The organism is Pseudomonas sp. NPDC089407 (genome assembly GCF_044900445.1).
GTDB lineage: Bacteria > Pseudomonadota > Gammaproteobacteria > Pseudomonadales > Pseudomonadaceae > Aquipseudomonas.
In genome coordinates, this window is record NZ_JBJDNB010000007.1 from 117,609 (window position 1) to 134,488 (window position 16,880).

At 62.4% G+C, this 16,880-nt stretch carries 16 protein-coding genes; 7 read left to right on the top strand and 9 right to left on the bottom strand.

Going from position 1 to position 16,880, the window contains the following annotated elements:
* Positions 1 to 158: 158 nt before the first annotated feature.
* Genes sixA through ACI2KG_RS07940 form a run of 3 tightly spaced genes read right to left on the bottom strand, consistent with a single transcriptional unit; the run spans position 159 to position 2,011 of the window.
* Positions 159 to 617 (bottom strand): phosphohistidine phosphatase SixA, encoded by a 459-nt coding sequence (gene sixA, locus ACI2KG_RS07930; RefSeq protein ID WP_404661487.1) that lies wholly within the window; start codon positions 615 to 617, stop codon positions 159 to 161.
* On the bottom strand, positions 614 to 961 hold the full coding sequence (locus ACI2KG_RS07935; protein ID WP_400619802.1) for a DUF4389 domain-containing protein: 348 nt from the start codon (positions 959 to 961) through the stop codon (positions 614 to 616). The genes sixA and ACI2KG_RS07935 overlap by 4 nt, the downstream gene beginning before the upstream one ends.
* A 24-nt stretch (positions 962 to 985) precedes the next feature.
* On the bottom strand, positions 986 to 2,011 hold the full coding sequence (locus ACI2KG_RS07940; RefSeq protein WP_404661488.1) for an NAD(P)H-dependent glycerol-3-phosphate dehydrogenase: 1,026 nt from the start codon (positions 2,009 to 2,011) through the stop codon (positions 986 to 988).
* Between the two features lie 408 nt (positions 2,012 to 2,419).
* Between ACI2KG_RS07940 and ACI2KG_RS07945 the strand changes: the two genes are divergently transcribed.
* The 5 genes from ACI2KG_RS07945 to fabB all read left to right on the top strand — a co-directional run bounded on the left by ACI2KG_RS07945 (position 2,420) and on the right by fabB (position 9,340).
* Positions 2,420 to 4,567, top strand: coding sequence for a TonB-dependent receptor plug domain-containing protein (locus tag ACI2KG_RS07945; protein WP_404661489.1), 2,148 nt, complete (start codon positions 2,420 to 2,422; stop codon positions 4,565 to 4,567).
* Positions 4,567 to 5,457: an ABC transporter substrate-binding protein gene (locus ACI2KG_RS07950; protein ID WP_404661490.1), complete on the top strand. Its 891-nt coding sequence runs from the start codon at positions 4,567 to 4,569 to the stop codon at positions 5,455 to 5,457. The genes ACI2KG_RS07945 and ACI2KG_RS07950 overlap by 1 nt, the downstream gene beginning before the upstream one ends.
* Positions 5,454 to 7,385 carry a response regulator gene (locus ACI2KG_RS07955; protein WP_404661491.1) on the top strand — a complete coding sequence of 644 codons (1,932 nt, stop codon included), beginning with the start codon at positions 5,454 to 5,456 and terminating at the stop codon, positions 7,383 to 7,385. Before ACI2KG_RS07950 ends, ACI2KG_RS07955 begins: the two co-directional genes overlap by 4 nt.
* A 207-nt stretch (positions 7,386 to 7,592) precedes the next feature.
* Positions 7,593 to 8,108 (top strand): 3-hydroxyacyl-[acyl-carrier-protein] dehydratase FabA, encoded by a 516-nt coding sequence (fabA, locus tag ACI2KG_RS07960; RefSeq protein ID WP_008089108.1) that lies wholly within the window; start codon positions 7,593 to 7,595, stop codon positions 8,106 to 8,108.
* 11 nt (positions 8,109 to 8,119) lie between these two features.
* Positions 8,120 to 9,340, top strand: coding sequence for a beta-ketoacyl-ACP synthase I (fabB, locus tag ACI2KG_RS07965; RefSeq protein ID WP_404661492.1), 1,221 nt, complete (start codon positions 8,120 to 8,122; stop codon positions 9,338 to 9,340).
* A 174-nt stretch (positions 9,341 to 9,514) separates the two neighbouring features.
* Here fabB and ACI2KG_RS07970 read toward each other — a convergent pair whose 3' ends face one another.
* Entirely contained in the window at positions 9,515 to 10,519 is a 1,005-nt protein-coding gene (locus ACI2KG_RS07970) for an amidohydrolase family protein (RefSeq protein ID WP_404661493.1), read from the bottom strand.
* Between the two features lie 118 nt (positions 10,520 to 10,637).
* Here ACI2KG_RS07970 and ACI2KG_RS07975 point away from each other — a divergent pair, with 118 nt between their 5' ends.
* Positions 10,638 to 11,501 (top strand): pirin family protein, encoded by an 864-nt coding sequence (locus tag ACI2KG_RS07975; RefSeq protein WP_404661494.1) that lies wholly within the window; start codon positions 10,638 to 10,640, stop codon positions 11,499 to 11,501.
* 184 nt (positions 11,502 to 11,685) lie between these two features.
* Here the strand turns inward: ACI2KG_RS07975 and ACI2KG_RS07980 are convergent, their stop codons facing one another.
* From ACI2KG_RS07980 to ACI2KG_RS07995, 4 genes are all read right to left on the bottom strand, one after another.
* Positions 11,686 to 12,411 (bottom strand): dienelactone hydrolase family protein, encoded by a 726-nt coding sequence (locus tag ACI2KG_RS07980; protein WP_325976245.1) that lies wholly within the window; start codon positions 12,409 to 12,411, stop codon positions 11,686 to 11,688.
* A 63-nt stretch (positions 12,412 to 12,474) separates the two neighbouring features.
* Positions 12,475 to 14,379: a molecular chaperone HtpG gene (gene htpG, locus ACI2KG_RS07985; RefSeq protein ID WP_404661495.1), complete on the bottom strand. Its 1,905-nt coding sequence runs from the start codon at positions 14,377 to 14,379 to the stop codon at positions 12,475 to 12,477.
* 69 nt (positions 14,380 to 14,448) lie between these two features.
* Positions 14,449 to 14,931: a PaaI family thioesterase gene (locus ACI2KG_RS07990; RefSeq protein ID WP_404661496.1), complete on the bottom strand. Its 483-nt coding sequence runs from the start codon at positions 14,929 to 14,931 to the stop codon at positions 14,449 to 14,451.
* Entirely contained in the window at positions 14,928 to 15,404 is a 477-nt protein-coding gene (locus ACI2KG_RS07995; RefSeq protein ID WP_400619775.1) for a PaaI family thioesterase, read from the bottom strand. The genes ACI2KG_RS07990 and ACI2KG_RS07995 overlap by 4 nt, the downstream gene beginning before the upstream one ends.
* A 154-nt stretch (positions 15,405 to 15,558) precedes the next feature.
* Here ACI2KG_RS07995 and ACI2KG_RS08000 point away from each other — a divergent pair, with 154 nt between their 5' ends.
* On the top strand, positions 15,559 to 15,843 hold the full coding sequence (locus ACI2KG_RS08000) for a hypothetical protein (protein ID WP_019472034.1): 285 nt from the start codon (positions 15,559 to 15,561) through the stop codon (positions 15,841 to 15,843).
* A gap of 67 nt (positions 15,844 to 15,910) precedes the next feature.
* Here the strand turns inward: ACI2KG_RS08000 and ACI2KG_RS08005 are convergent, their stop codons facing one another.
* Positions 15,911 to 16,660, bottom strand: a complete 750-nt coding sequence (locus tag ACI2KG_RS08005) for a DUF599 domain-containing protein (protein WP_404661497.1) — start codon at positions 16,658 to 16,660, stop codon at positions 15,911 to 15,913.
* Positions 16,661 to 16,880 lie beyond the last annotated feature (220 nt).

A 16,880-nucleotide genomic window follows, 5' to 3' on the forward strand; every position in this document is an offset into this window, starting at 1 on the left:
AACTGACAAAAATGCCAGTTGCCTTTTGAATGTCGAGGCTGCTGCGCAGCCTATCGCCGGCAAGCCAGCTCCCACAGGTACGGTGCAGCCCTCAGGCCTGATGCGGTCCCTGTGGGAGCTGGCTTGCCGGCGATGGGCCGCACAGCGGCCCCATAGGCTCAATCAGGAAAATTGAGCGCTCGCAGAGTCATCAACCCAGCCAGCGGCCACTCCCCTTCCAGCTCGGCCAGGCTGGCAGTACTCATGGCCGCCGGCTGCTGCTTGTGGCCATGTTCCAGCGCGCCGACCAAGGTGCCCACCAACGGCTGGTGGCTGACCAGCAGTACATGCTCCAGCCCCAGCTGCTCGATTTCGCCGATGGCCTGTTGCACGTCACTCTCCGGGGTCAGCCACGGCACGGTGCGCACCGGCTCGGCAAAGCCCAGGGTGTCATGCACCAGCGCCGCCGTCTGCTGGGCGCGTACGTACGGGCTGGCGATGATCGCCTGCAGCGGCTGCCCCAGCAGACGAGCAGCGCTGTGCAGCACCTGCTCGCGACCATGTGCAGTCAGGCGGCGCTCGGCATCGGTGTTGGCCCGTGGCTCTGCCTCACCGTGGCGCAGCACCCACAGCTTCACAGCTTGGGTTCCTCGTCACGCACCGGGTGCGGGGCCGGCGCCACGGCGTGTGCAGCCTCACCTTCCGGCGCACGCGCTGCCGGCCAGTCCGCGAACGGCCAAGGCTTCTGGTCCGTGTGGAAACTGCCGAAACGGCCGATCTGCGCCAGGTACTGGCTCAGGCTGTCGCCGAAGTTCATCAGGCTAGCGCTGGGTGCGCCATATACCAGGCGGTAGATCAGTTGCACCAGCACCAGGCCTCCCAGCAGCAGTTCGGCCAGTTGCCAGACCACCAGGAACACCAGCATCCACAGCACCCGCAGGATGATCGACTCGCGCTGGGCGCGCTCCGGGGTATCGTTCATGTACCGCTCCTTGCTCTGTTCGGCTCAGTTGAAACCGCTGATGGAAATGAAATCGACGTCGGTCTTGGGTTCGGCGCGCATCAGGTGCTCGATCACCTGGTTCAGCGTGCGGCCTTCGAAGAGGATGGCATGCAGGCCCGCCACCAGCGGCATGTACACCTGTACCTCGTGGGCCTTGGCCTTTAGCACCTTGAGGGTGTTGACGCCTTCGGCCACTTCGCCCAGGCGATTGACCGCCTCCTCCAGGCTTTGGCCCTGGCCCAGCGCGTAACCCACCTGGTAGTTGCGGCTCTTGGGCGAGGAGCAGGTGACGATCAGGTCACCGACACCGGCCAGGCCGAGGAAGGTCATGGGGTTGGCGCCCTGGCTGACGGCAAAGCGGGTCATCTCGGCCAAGGCCCGGGTAATCAGCATGCTCTTGGTGTTCTCGCCCATGCCCAGCGCCACGGCCATGCCGGCGATGATCGCATAGACGTTTTTAAGCGCCCCACCGAGTTCGACGCCAAAGCGGTCGGCACTGGCGTAAACGCGGAAGGTGCGCCCGTGCAGCACCTCTTGCACGTGCTGGCACAGCGCTTCGTCTTCGCTGGCGACCACCGTGGCGGTCAGCGCGTGCTCGGCGATTTCGCGTGCCAGGTTGGGCCCGGACAGCACGCCAATGCGCGCCTCGGGGGCGATTTCTTCGAGAATCTGGCTCATCAGCTTGAAGCTCTGCGCCTCGATACCCTTGGTCAGGCTGACCAGGCCCTTGCCACGCAAGAACTCGGCGTGCGGTGCCAGCACGCTGCGCAAGGCGCTCGATGGCAGGGCAACGAACACCAGCTCGCAGGCTTGCAGGGTGGCCAGCAGGTCGTTGACTGGCTCGACGCCATCGTGCAAGCGGATACCTTTGAGGTAACGCGGGTTCTCACGATTGAGGCGCATGGCCTCGGCCTGCGCCGGGTCGCGCATCCATTGGCGCACCGGCACACCGTTTTCCGCCAGCAGGTTCGCCACGGCGGTGCCGAAGCTGCCGCCGCCCAGAACTGCAACAGGTTGCTGTTCAGTCATATTCAATCCGTTAAAGCCAAAAATTAAGTGGCGACCCCGCCATTATACGGCTCGTCTGCGACAGAACCAGTGTCAGGGTGTTTGTGGTTTAGGGCTTGAAATGTGCAGCGCGGCGGAAATCGAGCGCCGCCCGCGCGGCGCTTCGCGGGGCAAGCCCGCTCCCACAGTCTGTTTCGGGCCAATCATTCCTGTGAAATTACCTTTGTCCGCCTTGTTTGTTCGACGCGATATCGAGACAAGCACCAAGGCGGACAGCGGTGAACTCACAGGAGTAACTGGCCCGAAACAGATGTGGGAGCGGGCTTGCCCCGCGAAGCGCCGCGCGGGCGGCGCTCGATTTCCGCCGCGCTGCACAATTCAAGCCCTACACCCGAAGCCCCACTGGCAAAACCTCCAAGGTCAGTTACCATGCCTGTTTCAACCCTGATACAAGGCTGCTCTGTGTTCCCTGGCACGCCCCCATACCCACGCCTGCTCATATTGACTGCCCTGCTCGGCGGCCCGGCCGTGGCCGACGACCTGTTCATCGACAACACCGACCTGCCACAGGTTCTGACCGCCACGCGCCTTAAACAGTCCCCGGCAGCGGTGCCGGGCAGCATGACCGTGCTCGACAGCGAGCTGATCCGCGCCAGCGGCGCACGCGATATCCCCGAACTGTTGCGCCTGGTGCCAGGCATGATGATCGGCTACGGTGCCGGCAACCAGCCGACGGTCAACTACCACGGCAGTAACGTCAACGACGCCCGGCGCATGCAAGTACTGATCGATGGCCGCTCGGTGTACCGCGCCGGCCTGGCCACGGTGGACTGGAGCGACATCCCCCTGGCCATGGAGGATATCGAGCGCATCGAGGTGTTCCGCGGCCCGAACACGGTCAGTTATGGCGCCAACGCGCTGATGGCCGTGGTCAACATCCTCACCCGCAACCCGGCCGACAGCCATGGCACGCGCATGAAGCTGACCCGCGGCCAGAACGGTATCAACGATTACTACCTCAGCCACGGCTTCGGCTGGGAGGGCGGCGACATGCGCCTGTCGGTCTCGGGCCAGCAGGACGACGGCTTTGACGAAAACCAGTTCGGCCAGGACTACCGTGACAGCCGCCGCCTGAACCGCTTCAACCTCAGCGCCAGCCACAACCTGGCCGTCGACCAGACCCTGGAATGGCAAGTGGCGGCGAAGGAAGGCAGCAACCAGCGGCCTTATACCTACCAGCCGGTGTTTGCCCGCTACGAAGCCGGCGACAACGCTGACGTCAATGCCAAGGACTACGCCGGCTCAATACGCTGGACCAAGGATTTCAGCGCCGAACACAGCCTGTACATCCAGGGCTCGGCGCAGCACTTTGACCGCCAACAGGTCTGGCGTGCCTGTGATGCCTTGCAGTCATTCAGCAGCGAGCTGACCCAGCTTTGGCAGATGAACCCCGATTTCGCCGAAAAAGTGGCACGTGGCGTTGCCCTGGGTGACCTGCCTGCCACCAGCGACCCGGTGCTCAGTGCGCTGTCGAACAAGGTGCAGGAACAATGGAAGGCCGGCGGTAGCCAGCCGGTCTGCGGCGATGTCGACCAGAGCACGCGCGAAACCCGCTACGACCTGGAAATCCAGGACACCTTGAGCCTGACCGACAGCCTGCGCCTGCTCAGCGGCATGAACTACCGCTATGATCGTGCCGACTCGAAGACCTACTTCAACGGCAGCCTCGACGACCAGACCTGGCGCCTGTTCGGCCAGCTGGAATGGCGCGCCGACGAACACTGGATCCTGCAGGGCGGCGCCATGTTCGAGGACTCGCGCCTGTCCGGCAGCTCGCTGACCCCACGCGTCGCGGTCAACTACCTGATCACGCCGCGCCACGGCCTGCGCGCGGTGTATTCCGAGGCCGTGCGCTCCCCCGACATGTTCGAGAACAACGTCAACTGGAGCTACACGGTCAAGAACCTCTCCCCCAATGCATTCGGTTTGCAAAACGGCGAATACTTTGTCAAGACCCGCGGCCCCGGCGACCTCGAACAGGAGCGCATGCGCTCGCGCGAGCTGGGCTACAACGGCTACTTCAGCGACATCGACCTGAGCATGGACGTGAAGCTGTTCTATGACGAGATCACTGGCATGATCAGCGAGCCACTGAAGAACAACCAGTACATCGCCAGCAATGCGAACAAGGCCCGGTTCACCGGCAGCGAGGCGCAACTGGACTGGCGCCCCACCCTGCACGACCGCCTGCGCCTGACCTACGCCTACGTCGACGCGTGGGCCAGCAACACAGACGACCGCCGCCTCAGCGCCCGCAACAGCGGCTCGGCCGGCTGGATGCATGAATGGGGCGCCGGCTGGTCGAGCGCACTGTTCTATTACGGCGACGATGCACTCAACGAATACCGTTACGAGCGCCTGGACCTGCGCCTGGCCAAGCGCTTTCGGGTGTATGGCAGCAACCTTGAACTGGCGGCGCTGTGGCAACAGCGCCTGGACGATGAACCGACCACGGCGGCGCAGAACCGCTATGACAGCCGCCACCGCCTGAGCGTCAGTGCGGAGCTGGAATTCTGATGGCCTTGCTGCTGCGCCTGTTGCTGCTGTGCCTGTGGCCGCTGGGGCCGTTGTCGGCTGCCGAAATCCTCCTGATCGGTGCCGAAGACCAGCCCGGCATCCGCAATTTCGTCGCCGCACTGGAAAGCCGCCGGCCCCATGACCATGTGCATTTCCAGGCCACCGCCGACCTGCCGCGCCCAGGCAAGCTCAAGAGCGACCAGCGCCTGATCCTGCTCGATAATGCCGCGCTGGAGTGGCGCCTGGGCGAAACCGCCGGCCCTCCGGCCCTGGCCATGCGCGTCAGCCGGGTACAGGCTGAACAACGCCTGGGAAAGTCGCGCCCCGCGTTCCTCACCTTGCTGTGGAGTGACGCACCGCCCGGCCGGCAATTGCGCCTGGCGCGCTACCTGCTGCCGCAGGCCCAGCGCGTGGGTGTGCTGTACGGTGAGCACAGCAGCTTCCTGCTCGACGAATTGCGCCATGCCGCCCGCCCCCTGGGCCTGGAAATCGTTGCCCAGGACTGGTCCGACCCGCGTGACAACCGGCCGCTGCAGCACCTGCTGGGCAACAGTGACGTGCTGCTTGGCCTGGACGACCCCGACCTGTACAACTCCAAGACCGCAAAGAACCTGCTGCTGAGCAGCTATAGCCGGCAAATGGCCCTGATCGGCCCGAACGCAGGCTTCGTTCGCGCCGGCGCCCTGGCCAGCAGTTACAGCGACCAGGACGACTGGCTGGCAGAACTCGACCAGTTGCTCGACCAGCCGCCCGCGCGCTGGCCACGCAGCTTGTATCCGGCGCACTACGGTGTCAGTGGCAACCAGCAGGTGGCCCGCGCCCTGGGCCTTGAACCGATCGATCCGAACGCCGCCGCCAAGGTCCTGGCCGAAGGAGAACCCACCCCATGAGCAAGCGCCTGAGCTGGGACATTCACACCCGCACCCAGATCATCAGCCTGGGCCCGGCCCTGCTGCTAACCTTGCTGCTGATCAGCTTCTTTACCTTCGTGCGTATCCAGGACTTGCGCCAGGAGCTCAACCACACGGGGCAACTGATCGCCAACCAGCTGGCACCCGCTTCGGAATACGGGGTGATTTCCGGCAACAATGAAGTCCTCGAAGGGCTGATGCGCGCCACCCTCAGCATCCCGCACGTGCGCTTCCTTGAGGTGCAGGACAGCCGCAACCACATCCTGGTCTACGTCGAGCAGTCCGATGAAAGCACCAACCGTGCCCAGCAGGTCGAAGTGTTCCAGGCGCCCATCCGCCTGCAACAGATCCGCCTGGACAACGACTTCCTGCAACAGGGCAAGGCCAGCACCCCAGCCATCGGTGACGACTACCTGGGCCGGGTGATCGTCGGCATGTCCGATGACGCCTTCAGCCAGCGTCAACAGGAAATCGTGATCAAGGCCGGCATCCTCGCGCTGTTTGCCCTGCTGTTCACCTTCTTGCTGGCGCGCCGCCTGGCCCTGAGCCTGGCCAAGCCGATCAGCGACATGGGCCATGCGGTCAAGGCCATTCAGCAAGGCGAGTACAACACCCCCTTGCCGGTGGTCGACGACAGCGAGCTGGGCCACCTGGCACGGCATATCAACAACCTGGCCAGCGCCTTGGAGCAAGCCAGCGATGAACAGAAGCAGGCCATTGCCGAACTGGTCCAGGCCCGTGAAGAGGCCGAGCAGGCCAACCGCGCCAAATCGGACTTTTTGGCAATGATGAGCCACGAACTGCGCACCCCGATGAATGGCGTGCTGGGCATGCTGCAACTGCTGGAAACCACGACGCTCAGCAATGAACAGGCCGATTACACCGCGGTAGCCAGCGAGTCCACCGGGCACTTGCTGAAAGTGATCAACGACATTCTCGACTTCTCGCGCATCGAGCGGGCGGCGCTGCAGCTGGAACACATCGACTTCAACCTCGGCGAGCTGATCACCAGCAGTGTTCTGTCATTCCAGCACAGCGCCCAGCAGCGCGGCCTGGGCCTGCACCTGCAACTGCCGAGCGGCCTCGAACAGTTGCAGGTAAACGGCGACCCTACACGCATCCGCCAGATTCTGTTGAACCTGGTCGGCAATGCACTGAAGTTCACCGAACGCGGCCAGGTGCAGGTCGAAGCCCGCTGGCAGGTACTCGACCAGCAACTGATCTGGCTGACCTGCAGCGTGCGTGACAGCGGGATTGGCATCGACAGCGACCGCCTGGAAATGATGTTCGTGGCCTTCCAGCAAGCCGACAGTTCGATTTCCCGGCGTTATGGCGGCACCGGTCTGGGGCTGTCTATCGCCCGTACCTTGGCCGAGCGCATGGGGGGCAAGCTGCGCGGCGAAAGCCGTGTAGGTCTGGGTTCGACCTTTACCCTGGAGATGCCCCTGGCCCTGGCCAGCCCTGCTCCTGTGCCGCTGCCGCGGCCAACGGACGCGCCCTCACCCACTCCCAACGATAAACAGGTACTGCTGGTAGAGGACAACCCGGTCAACCAGAGCGTCATCGAGGCCATGTTGCGCAGCCTGGGGCTGACCGTTTGCACGGCCGAAGACGGCCTTGAAGCGGTTGACCTGGTCGGCCAGCAACGCTTTGCCGCCGTGCTGATGGACTGCCGGCTGCCGCACATGGACGGCTATGAAGCCACCCGACGCATCCGCCAGCTGGCTAACGGCGCCGGCTTACCGATCATCGCCCTGACTGCCAATGCGCTCGACGGTGACCGCGAGCGCTGCATGGCCGCCGGCATGGACGACTACCTGAGCAAACCCTTGCGCCGCACCGAACTGCAGCGCGTATTGCAACGCTGGTTACCCGCTCAGACAACCGCGACTGGCGATAAATGCTAAAGTGCGGCAGTCTTAAACACTGGACAGGACCTTCATCGGACCTGAAAATAGACGTTTCAGTGCACACCTGTACTTCTTTCGCCAGGTGCGCTGTGACTTTCACCACAACGCAATAGTCTACCTGTAGGCTACCGCCCCGAAGCCTTTGGTTTTCGGGCCGGTCGGGAAGATTCATCCCCTGCCACAGGGGGTTATTGAGGAGCTCGCATGACCAAACAACACGCCTTTACTCGGGAAGACCTGCTGCGCTGCAGTCGCGGTGAGCTGTTCGGCCCAGGTAATGCGCAACTGCCCGCGCCGAACATGCTGATGGTCGATCGCATCACCCATATCAGCGAAGAAGGCGGCAAGTACGGCAAAGGTGAGTTGGTCGCCGAGCTGGATATCACCCCGGACCTGTGGTTCTTTGCCTGCCACTTCGAAGGCGACCCGGTCATGCCGGGCTGCCTGGGCCTCGACGCCATGTGGCAGCTGGTCGGTTTCTTCCTCGGCTGGCAGGGCCTGCCGGGCCGTGGCCGTGCGCTGGGTTCGGGCGAAGTGAAGTTCTTCGGCCAGGTATTGCCTACCGCCAAGAAAGTCACTTACAACATTCATATCAAGCGCGTCCTGAAGGGCAAGCTGAACATGGCCATCGCCGATGGCTCGGTCAGCGTCGACGGCCGCGAGATCTACACTGCCGAAGGCCTGCGGGTCGGCGTGTTCACCTCCACTGACAATTTCTAAGGGTTATTCGCATGCGCCGCGTCGTTATCACTGGTCTGGGCATCGTTTCGTGCCTGGGCAATGACAAAGCTACCGTCACCGAAAACCTGCGCAACAGCCGTCCGGGTATCCGTTACAACCCGGAATACAAGGAAATGGGGCTGCGTAGCCAGGTTTCCGGGTCCATCGACCTCAACCTCGAAGAACTGATCGATCGCAAGGTCTACCGTTTCGTCGGCCACGCGGCTGCCTACGCCTACCTGGCGATGCAGGACGCGATCAAGGATTCCGGCCTGACCGAAGAGCAAGTGTCCAACCCGCGTACCGGCCTGGTGGCTGGCTCCGGCGGCGCCTCGACCCTGAACCAGATGGAAGCGCTGGACACCCTGCGCGAGAAAGGCGTCAAGCGCGTCGGCCCATACCGTGTAACCCGCACCATGGGCAGCACCGTTTCGGCCTGCCTGGCCACCCCGTTCAAGATCAAGGGTATCAACTACTCGATCTCGTCGGCCTGCGCCACCTCGGCTCACTGCATCGGTACCGCGATGGAGCAGATCCAGTGGGGCAAGCAGGACATCGTCTTCGCCGGTGGCGGTGAAGAAGAGCACTGGAGCCAGTCGTTCCTGTTCGATGCCATGGGCGCCCTGTCGACCAAGCGCAACGAAACCCCGGAGCTGGCCTCGCGTGCCTACGACGCTGACCGTGATGGCTTCGTCATCGCTGGCGGTGGCGGCATGGTGGTGGTCGAGGAGCTGGAACACGCCCTGGCCCGTGGCGCCAAGATCTACGCCGAAATCGTTGGCTACGGTGCAACTTCCGACGGCTACGACATGGTTGCCCCGAGCGGCGAAGGCGCCATCCGCTGCATGCAGCAGGCGCTGTCCACCGTCGACACCCCGATCGACTACCTGAACACCCACGGTACCTCGACCCCGGTCGGTGACGTTGCCGAGATGAAAGGTGTTCGCGCCGTGTTCGGCGACAAGGCACCGAAGATCAGCTCGACCAAGAGCCTGTCGGGCCACTCGCTGGGCGCCGCGGGTGTGCACGAGGCGATCTACTGCCTGCTGATGATGGAAAACAACTTCATCGCCGGCTCCGCCAACATCGACGAGCTGGACCCAGAGGTCGCCGACCTGCCGATCCTGACCAAAACCGAAGAGAACGCCAAACTCACCACCGTGATGAGCAACAGCTTCGGCTTCGGCGGCACCAACGCCACCCTGGTGCTCAAGCGCTGGGACGGCAAGTAAGGCGCCGCTGCAGTAAGCAAAACGCCCCGACTGGTTCGGGGCGTTTTTATTTGTGTTGCCTGGGCCGGCCCTATCGCCGGCAAGCCAGCTCCCACAAGTACTGCACAAACTTCGGAACCTGTGTGATACCTGTGGGAGCTGGCTTGCCGGCGATAGGGCCGGTTAAGGCAACCCTTATTTTTGCCTGGGCAGCACAGCCAGAAAATTCGTCCGGGCCACTTTGTGGGCCACCACCTCCGGCAACGCATCAAGAAACGGCCTGAACCCGTGCAACTGCTCCCCCAGGCTGCCAAACCGCCCCACCACATCCGACCCTAGCATGAACCGTTCCGGATACTTCTCGACCAACGCCACCCATTCCTTGCGCGGCACGCCCTTGTCATCCAGCAGATAAGGCTGCAGCACACTCCACGACAGGTCGATATACAGGTTCGGGTAGTCCTCCAACAACCGCGTCAACACCGGCAGCAAAAAGTCCATCTGCGTCTGGTGCCGGTGTATCTCCATGCTGCTGCCGGCATGCGCCCAGATGAACCGCGTATGCGGGTGATTGCGCAGCGGCTCTTCGATCTCTGCCAGGTACAGCGGATTGCGCTCGCGTTTGGAGGTGATGTTGGAATGCAGCAGCACCGGCAGGTCGCGCTCTGCGGCCAAATGGTAGATGCGCGTCATGGCCTCGTTGTTGGCGCGCGGCGTGTCACCGCTGGTCAAGGCGGTCAGGTCATCATGGCGGGTGAACACCTCACCGATGCCCTGCCACATGCCCGGGTACATGTCGAGCATGCGTTCGATATGGCTGACGGCATTCTTGTCCACCGGGTTGAAGCCAGTCAGGAACGGGTGAAAGCGTTTACGCTGATCCGCCGGCAACTGCTGCAGGGCGGCAGCCACATAAGTGTCAGTGGCGCTGTACCAGTAGGCATCGGCATCGTCACCGGCGTAGTAGCGCGGGCGCTTGGGCTCGTCTTCGTGCCACTTCTTGGCCACCGGGATGCCGGAAATCATCGACTGTTCAATGCCTGCGGCATCCATGGCCTTGAGCAATGCCGGCATGCCTTCGCTTTCCTGAAAGAAGTCGACGTAGTGCAGGTGGGCATCGCTGTAGCGGTAGTCGCGCGCCTGGGCCGCCTGGGACACACAAGCGGACAACAGTACGCAAGCCAGCGCTCTGGCAATCATTGGGCAGCTTCCTTATCCAGGTACGAGAAGAGTAGACCGGCCGGCCAACGAGACGGTTCAGCCGCAACGGGCAAACCGTTATGCTTCAAGCTTCGCCACCTCGCCTGGAGCCAACTTCATGAGCAGCCCACTGGTCATCCGCCCCCGCGCCGAGTCGGTCGAGGGCCAGCCGATCCTGCGCCCGCTGCCTTCGGCACAGTGCCGCAGTGTTGGCCCATTCGTGTTTTTCGACCACATGCTCGAAACCGACTATGCCCCGGGGCATGGCATGGACATCCGCCAGCACCCGCATATCGGCCTGTCGACCCTGACCTACCTGTTCGAAGGGGCGATCCTGCACAAGGACAGCCTGGGCTCGGACCAGCGTGTGTTGCCCGGCGATGTCAGCTGGATGACTGCGGGCAGCGGCGTCGCCCACGTCGAGCGTACGCCTGCGGACGCCCTCGCCCACGGTTCGCGCCTGCACGGCCTGCAGGTGTGGCTGGCATCACCGCGCGAGCATGAGCAAGGCGCGGCGAGCTATAGCCATCACCCGGCTGCCAGCCTGCCGGTCAGTGAGAGCCTGGGGGTGCGCATCTGCATGATTGCTGGCAGCGGCTTCTGCCTGGCGTCACCGGTGCCGGTACTGTCCCCTACTCTGTATGCGCATATTCAGATGCAGCCGGCGACTACCTTGCTGGTGCCGACCGAGCATGCGCAGCGGGCGCTGTACCTGCTGGATGGCGAACTGCAGATGAACGATGAGGACGTGGCGCCGTGCAGCCTGGTGGTGCTGCCGGAGGGCGAAGAGGCGAGACTGTATGCAGAGGGTGAGTGCCAACTGGTGCTGATTGGCGGGGCGGCGCTGGATGGGCCGCGGCGGATGAACTGGAACTTTGTCGCTAGCGATGTGGAATTGATCGAGCAGGCCCGGGCCAGGTGGGCTGCGGGGGATTGGCCGGTTGTGCCGGGGGAAAGTTCAAGGATCGAGTTGCCGAGGTGATTTTGGGGCTGCTTTGCAGCCCATCGCCGGCAAGCCAGCTCCCACAGGTACAGCGCATGCCGCTCTTAATGAAAGTTGGCATACCAGCGATGAGCCTCGCCGCACCACCCACAAATCAAGACGTACGCTGTATCTGTGGGAGCTGGCTTGCCGGCGATGGGCCGCGAAGCGGCCCTATGCGATATCAGCGCTGGAACACTTCAGTCAGCAGGTTATGCATCGAACGGAACGCCCGCTCCGAGGTGCGCCGGTCATATTGCATCTTGCCCGGCACATTGGCATTGGGGTCGGTAAACGAGTGCACTGCCCCGCCGTAGCTCAGCAACTGCCAGTCGACCTTGGCCGCATTCATTTCGTCTTCAAACGCCGGCAACTGCTCTTTCGGCACCAGCGGGTCCGAAGCACCGTGCAGCACCAGCACAGAGCCCTTGATGCGCTTGGCATCCTCGGGGTTCGGCGTATCCAGGGTACCGTGGAACGACACCGCCGCACGCAGGTCGGCCCCCGTCCGCGCCAGCTCCAGCGCACAGCATCCACCGAAGCAGAAACCAAAGGTGGCAACCTTGCCCGGCTCCAGCAGCGCCTTGGACTGCCCCAGCAGCTGCGCCAGGGCTTCCTGCATGCGCTTGCGCAGTTCGCCACGGTCATTCTTCAGCGGCATCATCGCCGCACCAGCCTCGTCGGCATTGGACGGGCGCACCGATTGCCCGTACAGGTCGGCAATCAACACCACATAGCCCTTCTCGGCCACTTCCTTGGCAATGCGCTCTGCACCCTCGCCAATACCCATCCAGTTCGGCGCCATCACCAACCCAGGACGGCCCAAGGCTCCTGGCTCATAGACCAGGCGGCTTTCATAGGTTTTGCCGGACAGGTGATACACCAGCGATTCGACGATTACTTTGCTCATCAAGCACTCCTTTGGCACTCGTCATAAAAAAGCCCGCCGAAGCGGGCTTTCCTTTGCATCAACTCAAGCAGACAGCTCGACCAACAGCTTGTTCAGGCGACGAACGTACGCCGCCGGGTCCTTCAGGCTGTCACCGGCCGCCAGGGCCGCCTGATCGAACAGGATGTGCGACAGCTCGGCGAAGCGGTCTTCGCTCTGCTCGTTGTCCAGCTTCTCGATCAGCGGGTGGCCTGGGTTGAACTCGAAGATCGGCTTCGACTCCGGCACCTTCTGCCCGCTGGCTTCGAGAATCTGGCGCATCTGCAGGCCGAGATCCTGCTCGCCAATCGCCAGGATCGCCGGCGAATCGGTCAGGCGGTGCGATACGCGCACTTCGGCCACGCTGTCACCCAGCGCACCTTTCAGGCGCTCGACCAGGCCTTCCTTGTCCTTGGCCACTTCTTCCTGGGCTTTCTTGTCCTCTTCCGAGTCCAGCTTGCCCAGGTCCAGGTCGCCACGGGCAACGTCGACAAACGACTTGCCGTCGAATTCGTTGAGGTAGCTCATCAGCCACTCGTCGATGCGGTCGGTCAGCAGCAGCACTTCGATGCCTTTCTTGCGGAAGACTTCCAGGTGCGGGCTGTTCTTGACCTGCGCGTACGACTCGCCGGTGAGGTAGTAGATCTTGTCCTGGCCTTCCTTGGCGCGAGCCAGGTAGTCGGCCAGGGCGACGCTCTGCTCGCCGCTGTCGTCCTGGGTGGAGGCAAAGCGCAGCAGGCCGGCGATCTTTTCCTTGTTGGCGAAGTCTTCGGCCGGGCCTTCCTTCAGCACCTGGCCAAAGTTTTTCCAGAAGCCCTTGTACTGCTCTGGCTCGTTCTTCGCCAGCTTCTCCAGCATGTCCAGCACGCGCTTGGTCAGCGCAGTCTTCATCGAATCGATGATCGGGTCTTTCTGAAGGATTTCACGCGAGACGTTCAGCGACAGGTCGTTGGAATCGACCACACCCTTGATGAAGCGCAGGTACAGCGGCAGGAACGATTCGGCCTGGTCCATGATGAACACGCGCTGCACGTACAGCTTCAGGCCGCGCGGTGCTTCGCGCTGGTACAGGTCGAACGGTGCGCGGGCCGGCACGTACAGCAGCGAGTTGTATTCGAGCTTGCCTTCGACCTTGTTGTGGCTCCAGGCCAGCGGGTTTTCGAAGTCGTGACCGATGTGCTTGTAGAACTCCTGGTATTCCTCGTCCTTCACCTCGGTACGCGAACGGGTCCACAGGGCACTGGCGCGGTTGACGGTTTCCCACTCTTCGGCCGGCTGCTCTTCGCCCTCGGCGGCAGCTTGCTCTTTTGGCAGCTGGATCGGCAGGGCAATGTGGTCGGAGTACTTCTTGACCACGTTGCGCAGGCGCCAACCATCAGCGAACTCCTGCTCGTCCTTCTTGAGGTGCAGGACGATGCGGGTACCGCGCTGTGGCTTGTCGAGGGTGGCGACTTCGAACTCACCCTCGCCCTTGGACGACCAGTGCACGCCCTCGGCAGCTGGCTGGCCGGCACGACGGCTATACACGTCAACTTTGTCGGCAACGATAAAGGCGGAGTAGAAGCCCACGCCGAACTGACCGATCAGGTGCGAGTCCTTCTTCTGGTCACCGGTAAGGTTCTTCATGAAGTCGGCAGTGCCGGACTTGGCGATGGTACCCAGGTGGGCGATGACGTCTTCGCGGCTCATGCCGATGCCGTTGTCCTCGAGGGTCACGGTACCGGCGTCCTTGTCGAAGCTCAGGCGAATCTTCAGGTCAGCGTCGCCTTCCAGCAGCTCTGGCTTGGCCAGGGCTTCGAAACGCAGCTTGTCGGCGGCGTCGGAGGCGTTGGAAATCAGTTCCCGCAGGAAGATTTCCTTGTTCGAGTACAGCGAGTGAATCATGAGGTGCAGCAGTTGCTTTACCTCGGTCTGGAAGCCCAGCGTTTCCTTTTGTGTTTCCACAGTCATGGTCTTCGAAACTCCGATCAGATGGCAGTGGCGCCCGGCGGCCTGTTCGGCCTGCGCTATTGGCGGATGTCATTCAGATGGGGGCTGCCCGGATGATTTCAAGGGCTTTTCCGGCTCGATCTTGAAATGCGCGCGGGCCGTGGCGATCGGTGACTGCCTGTCAGCCTGCCAGGCAGTGATGGCGACGTTGGTCACCCGCCGGCCCTGGCGCCACAACTGGCACTGGGCGTAGGTATCGCGAAAATGCCCGGCGCGCAGGTAGTCGATGGAGAAATCGATGATCTTCGGAATGCTCGCGCTGTCGCTGTAGATCAGCAGGTATAGCGCTGCCGACAACTCCATGAAGCCGGCAATCACCCCGCCGTGGATAGCGGGCAACAGCGGGTTGCCGATGTTGTCCGGGTTGGCCGGCAGGCGGAACAGCAGGTCATCGCCCTGGCGCTCGCACGCGATGCCGATCAGCCCGGCGTAGGGGATCAGCGCCAGCAAGGGCCGGTAGTCACCCAGCGCATGGGCGGCGTTGAGCTGCTGACGAACGGCGTGCGGAATCATGCCCTACCCTCCTTTAGGCTGTTGCCGAAGCGGATGCCGCCCTTGATCTCCTGGCCCAGCCGCATGAACGTGCCCACGACCTGGCAAATGGGCTGCTCGGGGTCGTCCTGGTAGGCGGTGCCACGGGTGAAGATCACGTCGCGGGTCACCCGGTAGCACTGGGCATGCCCGTAGATGTCTTTGCCAGCCTCGGCCGGGTGCATGTAGTCGATACGCAGGTCCAGGGTCGGGCACACCTCGAACCGCGGCAGCACGCATAACGTGGCCATGCCGCAGGTGGTGTCCATCAGCGTGGTCAACGCACCGCCATGCACGGCACCGGTTTGCGGGTTGCCGACAATAGCCGGCGACCACGGCAGGATCAGGGTCATGCCAGCGTCATCGGCTTGCGCCACACGCATCTGCAACAACTGGCAATGTTTCAATGCCGAGAGGAAACGCTCGGCCATGGCCATCAAGGTTGAATCGCTCATTGGCTAGAACCACCTGCCGCCGCTAAACGGCATAAATTCATTAAAAAGTCTATATAGAACACGGCGTTATATATCTGTAATCTTTGTTGAACTTATTCCGCGTAGTGGCACTCGAAGGAACAAGTCACTTATTCCACCAAGGAGAAACACCCCCATGCGTAAACCTTTTGCTTTTGCTCTGATGCTGGCTGCTGCCATGGGCCTGGCCGCTTGCGATAAAGCGAGCGAAGACAAAGCCCAGGACGCACAAGAACATGCTGAACAAGCCCAGGAAAAGATGGGTGAAGCTCAGGATAAGATGAACGACGCTGCCAAGGAAAACGCCGAAGCTGCCAAAGATCAGGCCGAAGCCGAGCAGAAGGCTGCCGAAGAAGCCGCTCCGGCTACTCCGGCTCCGGAAGCGGCGCCAGCCACCCCGGCCGAACCTGCCAAGCAGTAATCGACCGAAACAAAAAAACCCGACAATGTCGGGTTTTTTTGTGCCTGCCATTTATAAGTTAAACGTTTCAGTTGCTTATAGCTGAACTTTCCCTTGCGGCCTCTGTCTGCGCATGTTCGGTCGGTGTGAATACCATGACGTCCAATACATCGGAGTGGAACTCGCGACGATAGAGAATCAGCACAACGCCCACACTGACGATCATGAACAACCACGGGCTGATGAACCAGGTGAGCATGGCCATGCCAAAGTAATAGGCGCGCAGGCCGAAGTTGAACTGGTTGGCCGCCAGCGATAACACCCGCGCTGCGCGCGAGGCGAATGCCTTGCGCTCCTGCTCGTTGACCAGCCGCTCGCCAATCATCGGAGCCGAGCCCACCAGCACTGCGGCAAAGTTGTACTGGCGCATGCACCAGCTGAAGGTGAAAAAGGCATAGACGAAGACCATGGCCAGGCACAACAGCTTGATCTCCGACATGCCCTGGGAGGCCTGCTGCACCAGTGGCAGGTCGGCCAGCAGCGACAGCGCCCGGTCAGTGGCACCGAGCACGGTGAGGATGCCGGCAAGGATGATCAGGGTACTGGAGGCAAAAAACGATGCGTTACGTTCAAGGTTGCCGATCACACTGGCGTCGGCAATGCGGTTGTCGCGCAGCAGCATGCGGCGCATCCAGTCTTCGCGGTACAGGTGCAGCACACTGGCCAGGCACGCAGTGTCGCGCCCCTTCCAGATCGCATAGCGGGTGTAGCCACCCCAGCACAGGGCGAACCAGGCGATGGCCAGCAGGTTGTTGAGGTTGCTTTGGATGAAGTTCATGCAGGGTTCCCGAAAGGGCCAGGTGCCTAGAGGATAGGGACCGGGTTTCGACGCTGGCAAGTGGCAAAAGGCACACCTGCAAAGAGAAATCTGCACCACTAAAGCAGCTCTAGATCTGACGCGGTCAAGTGTAGGAGCGGCCTTGTGTCGCGAGAGGGCTGCAAAGCAGCCCCGGCAATCTGTACTGCGGAGCTGAATTCCTGGGGGCGCTTCGCACCCC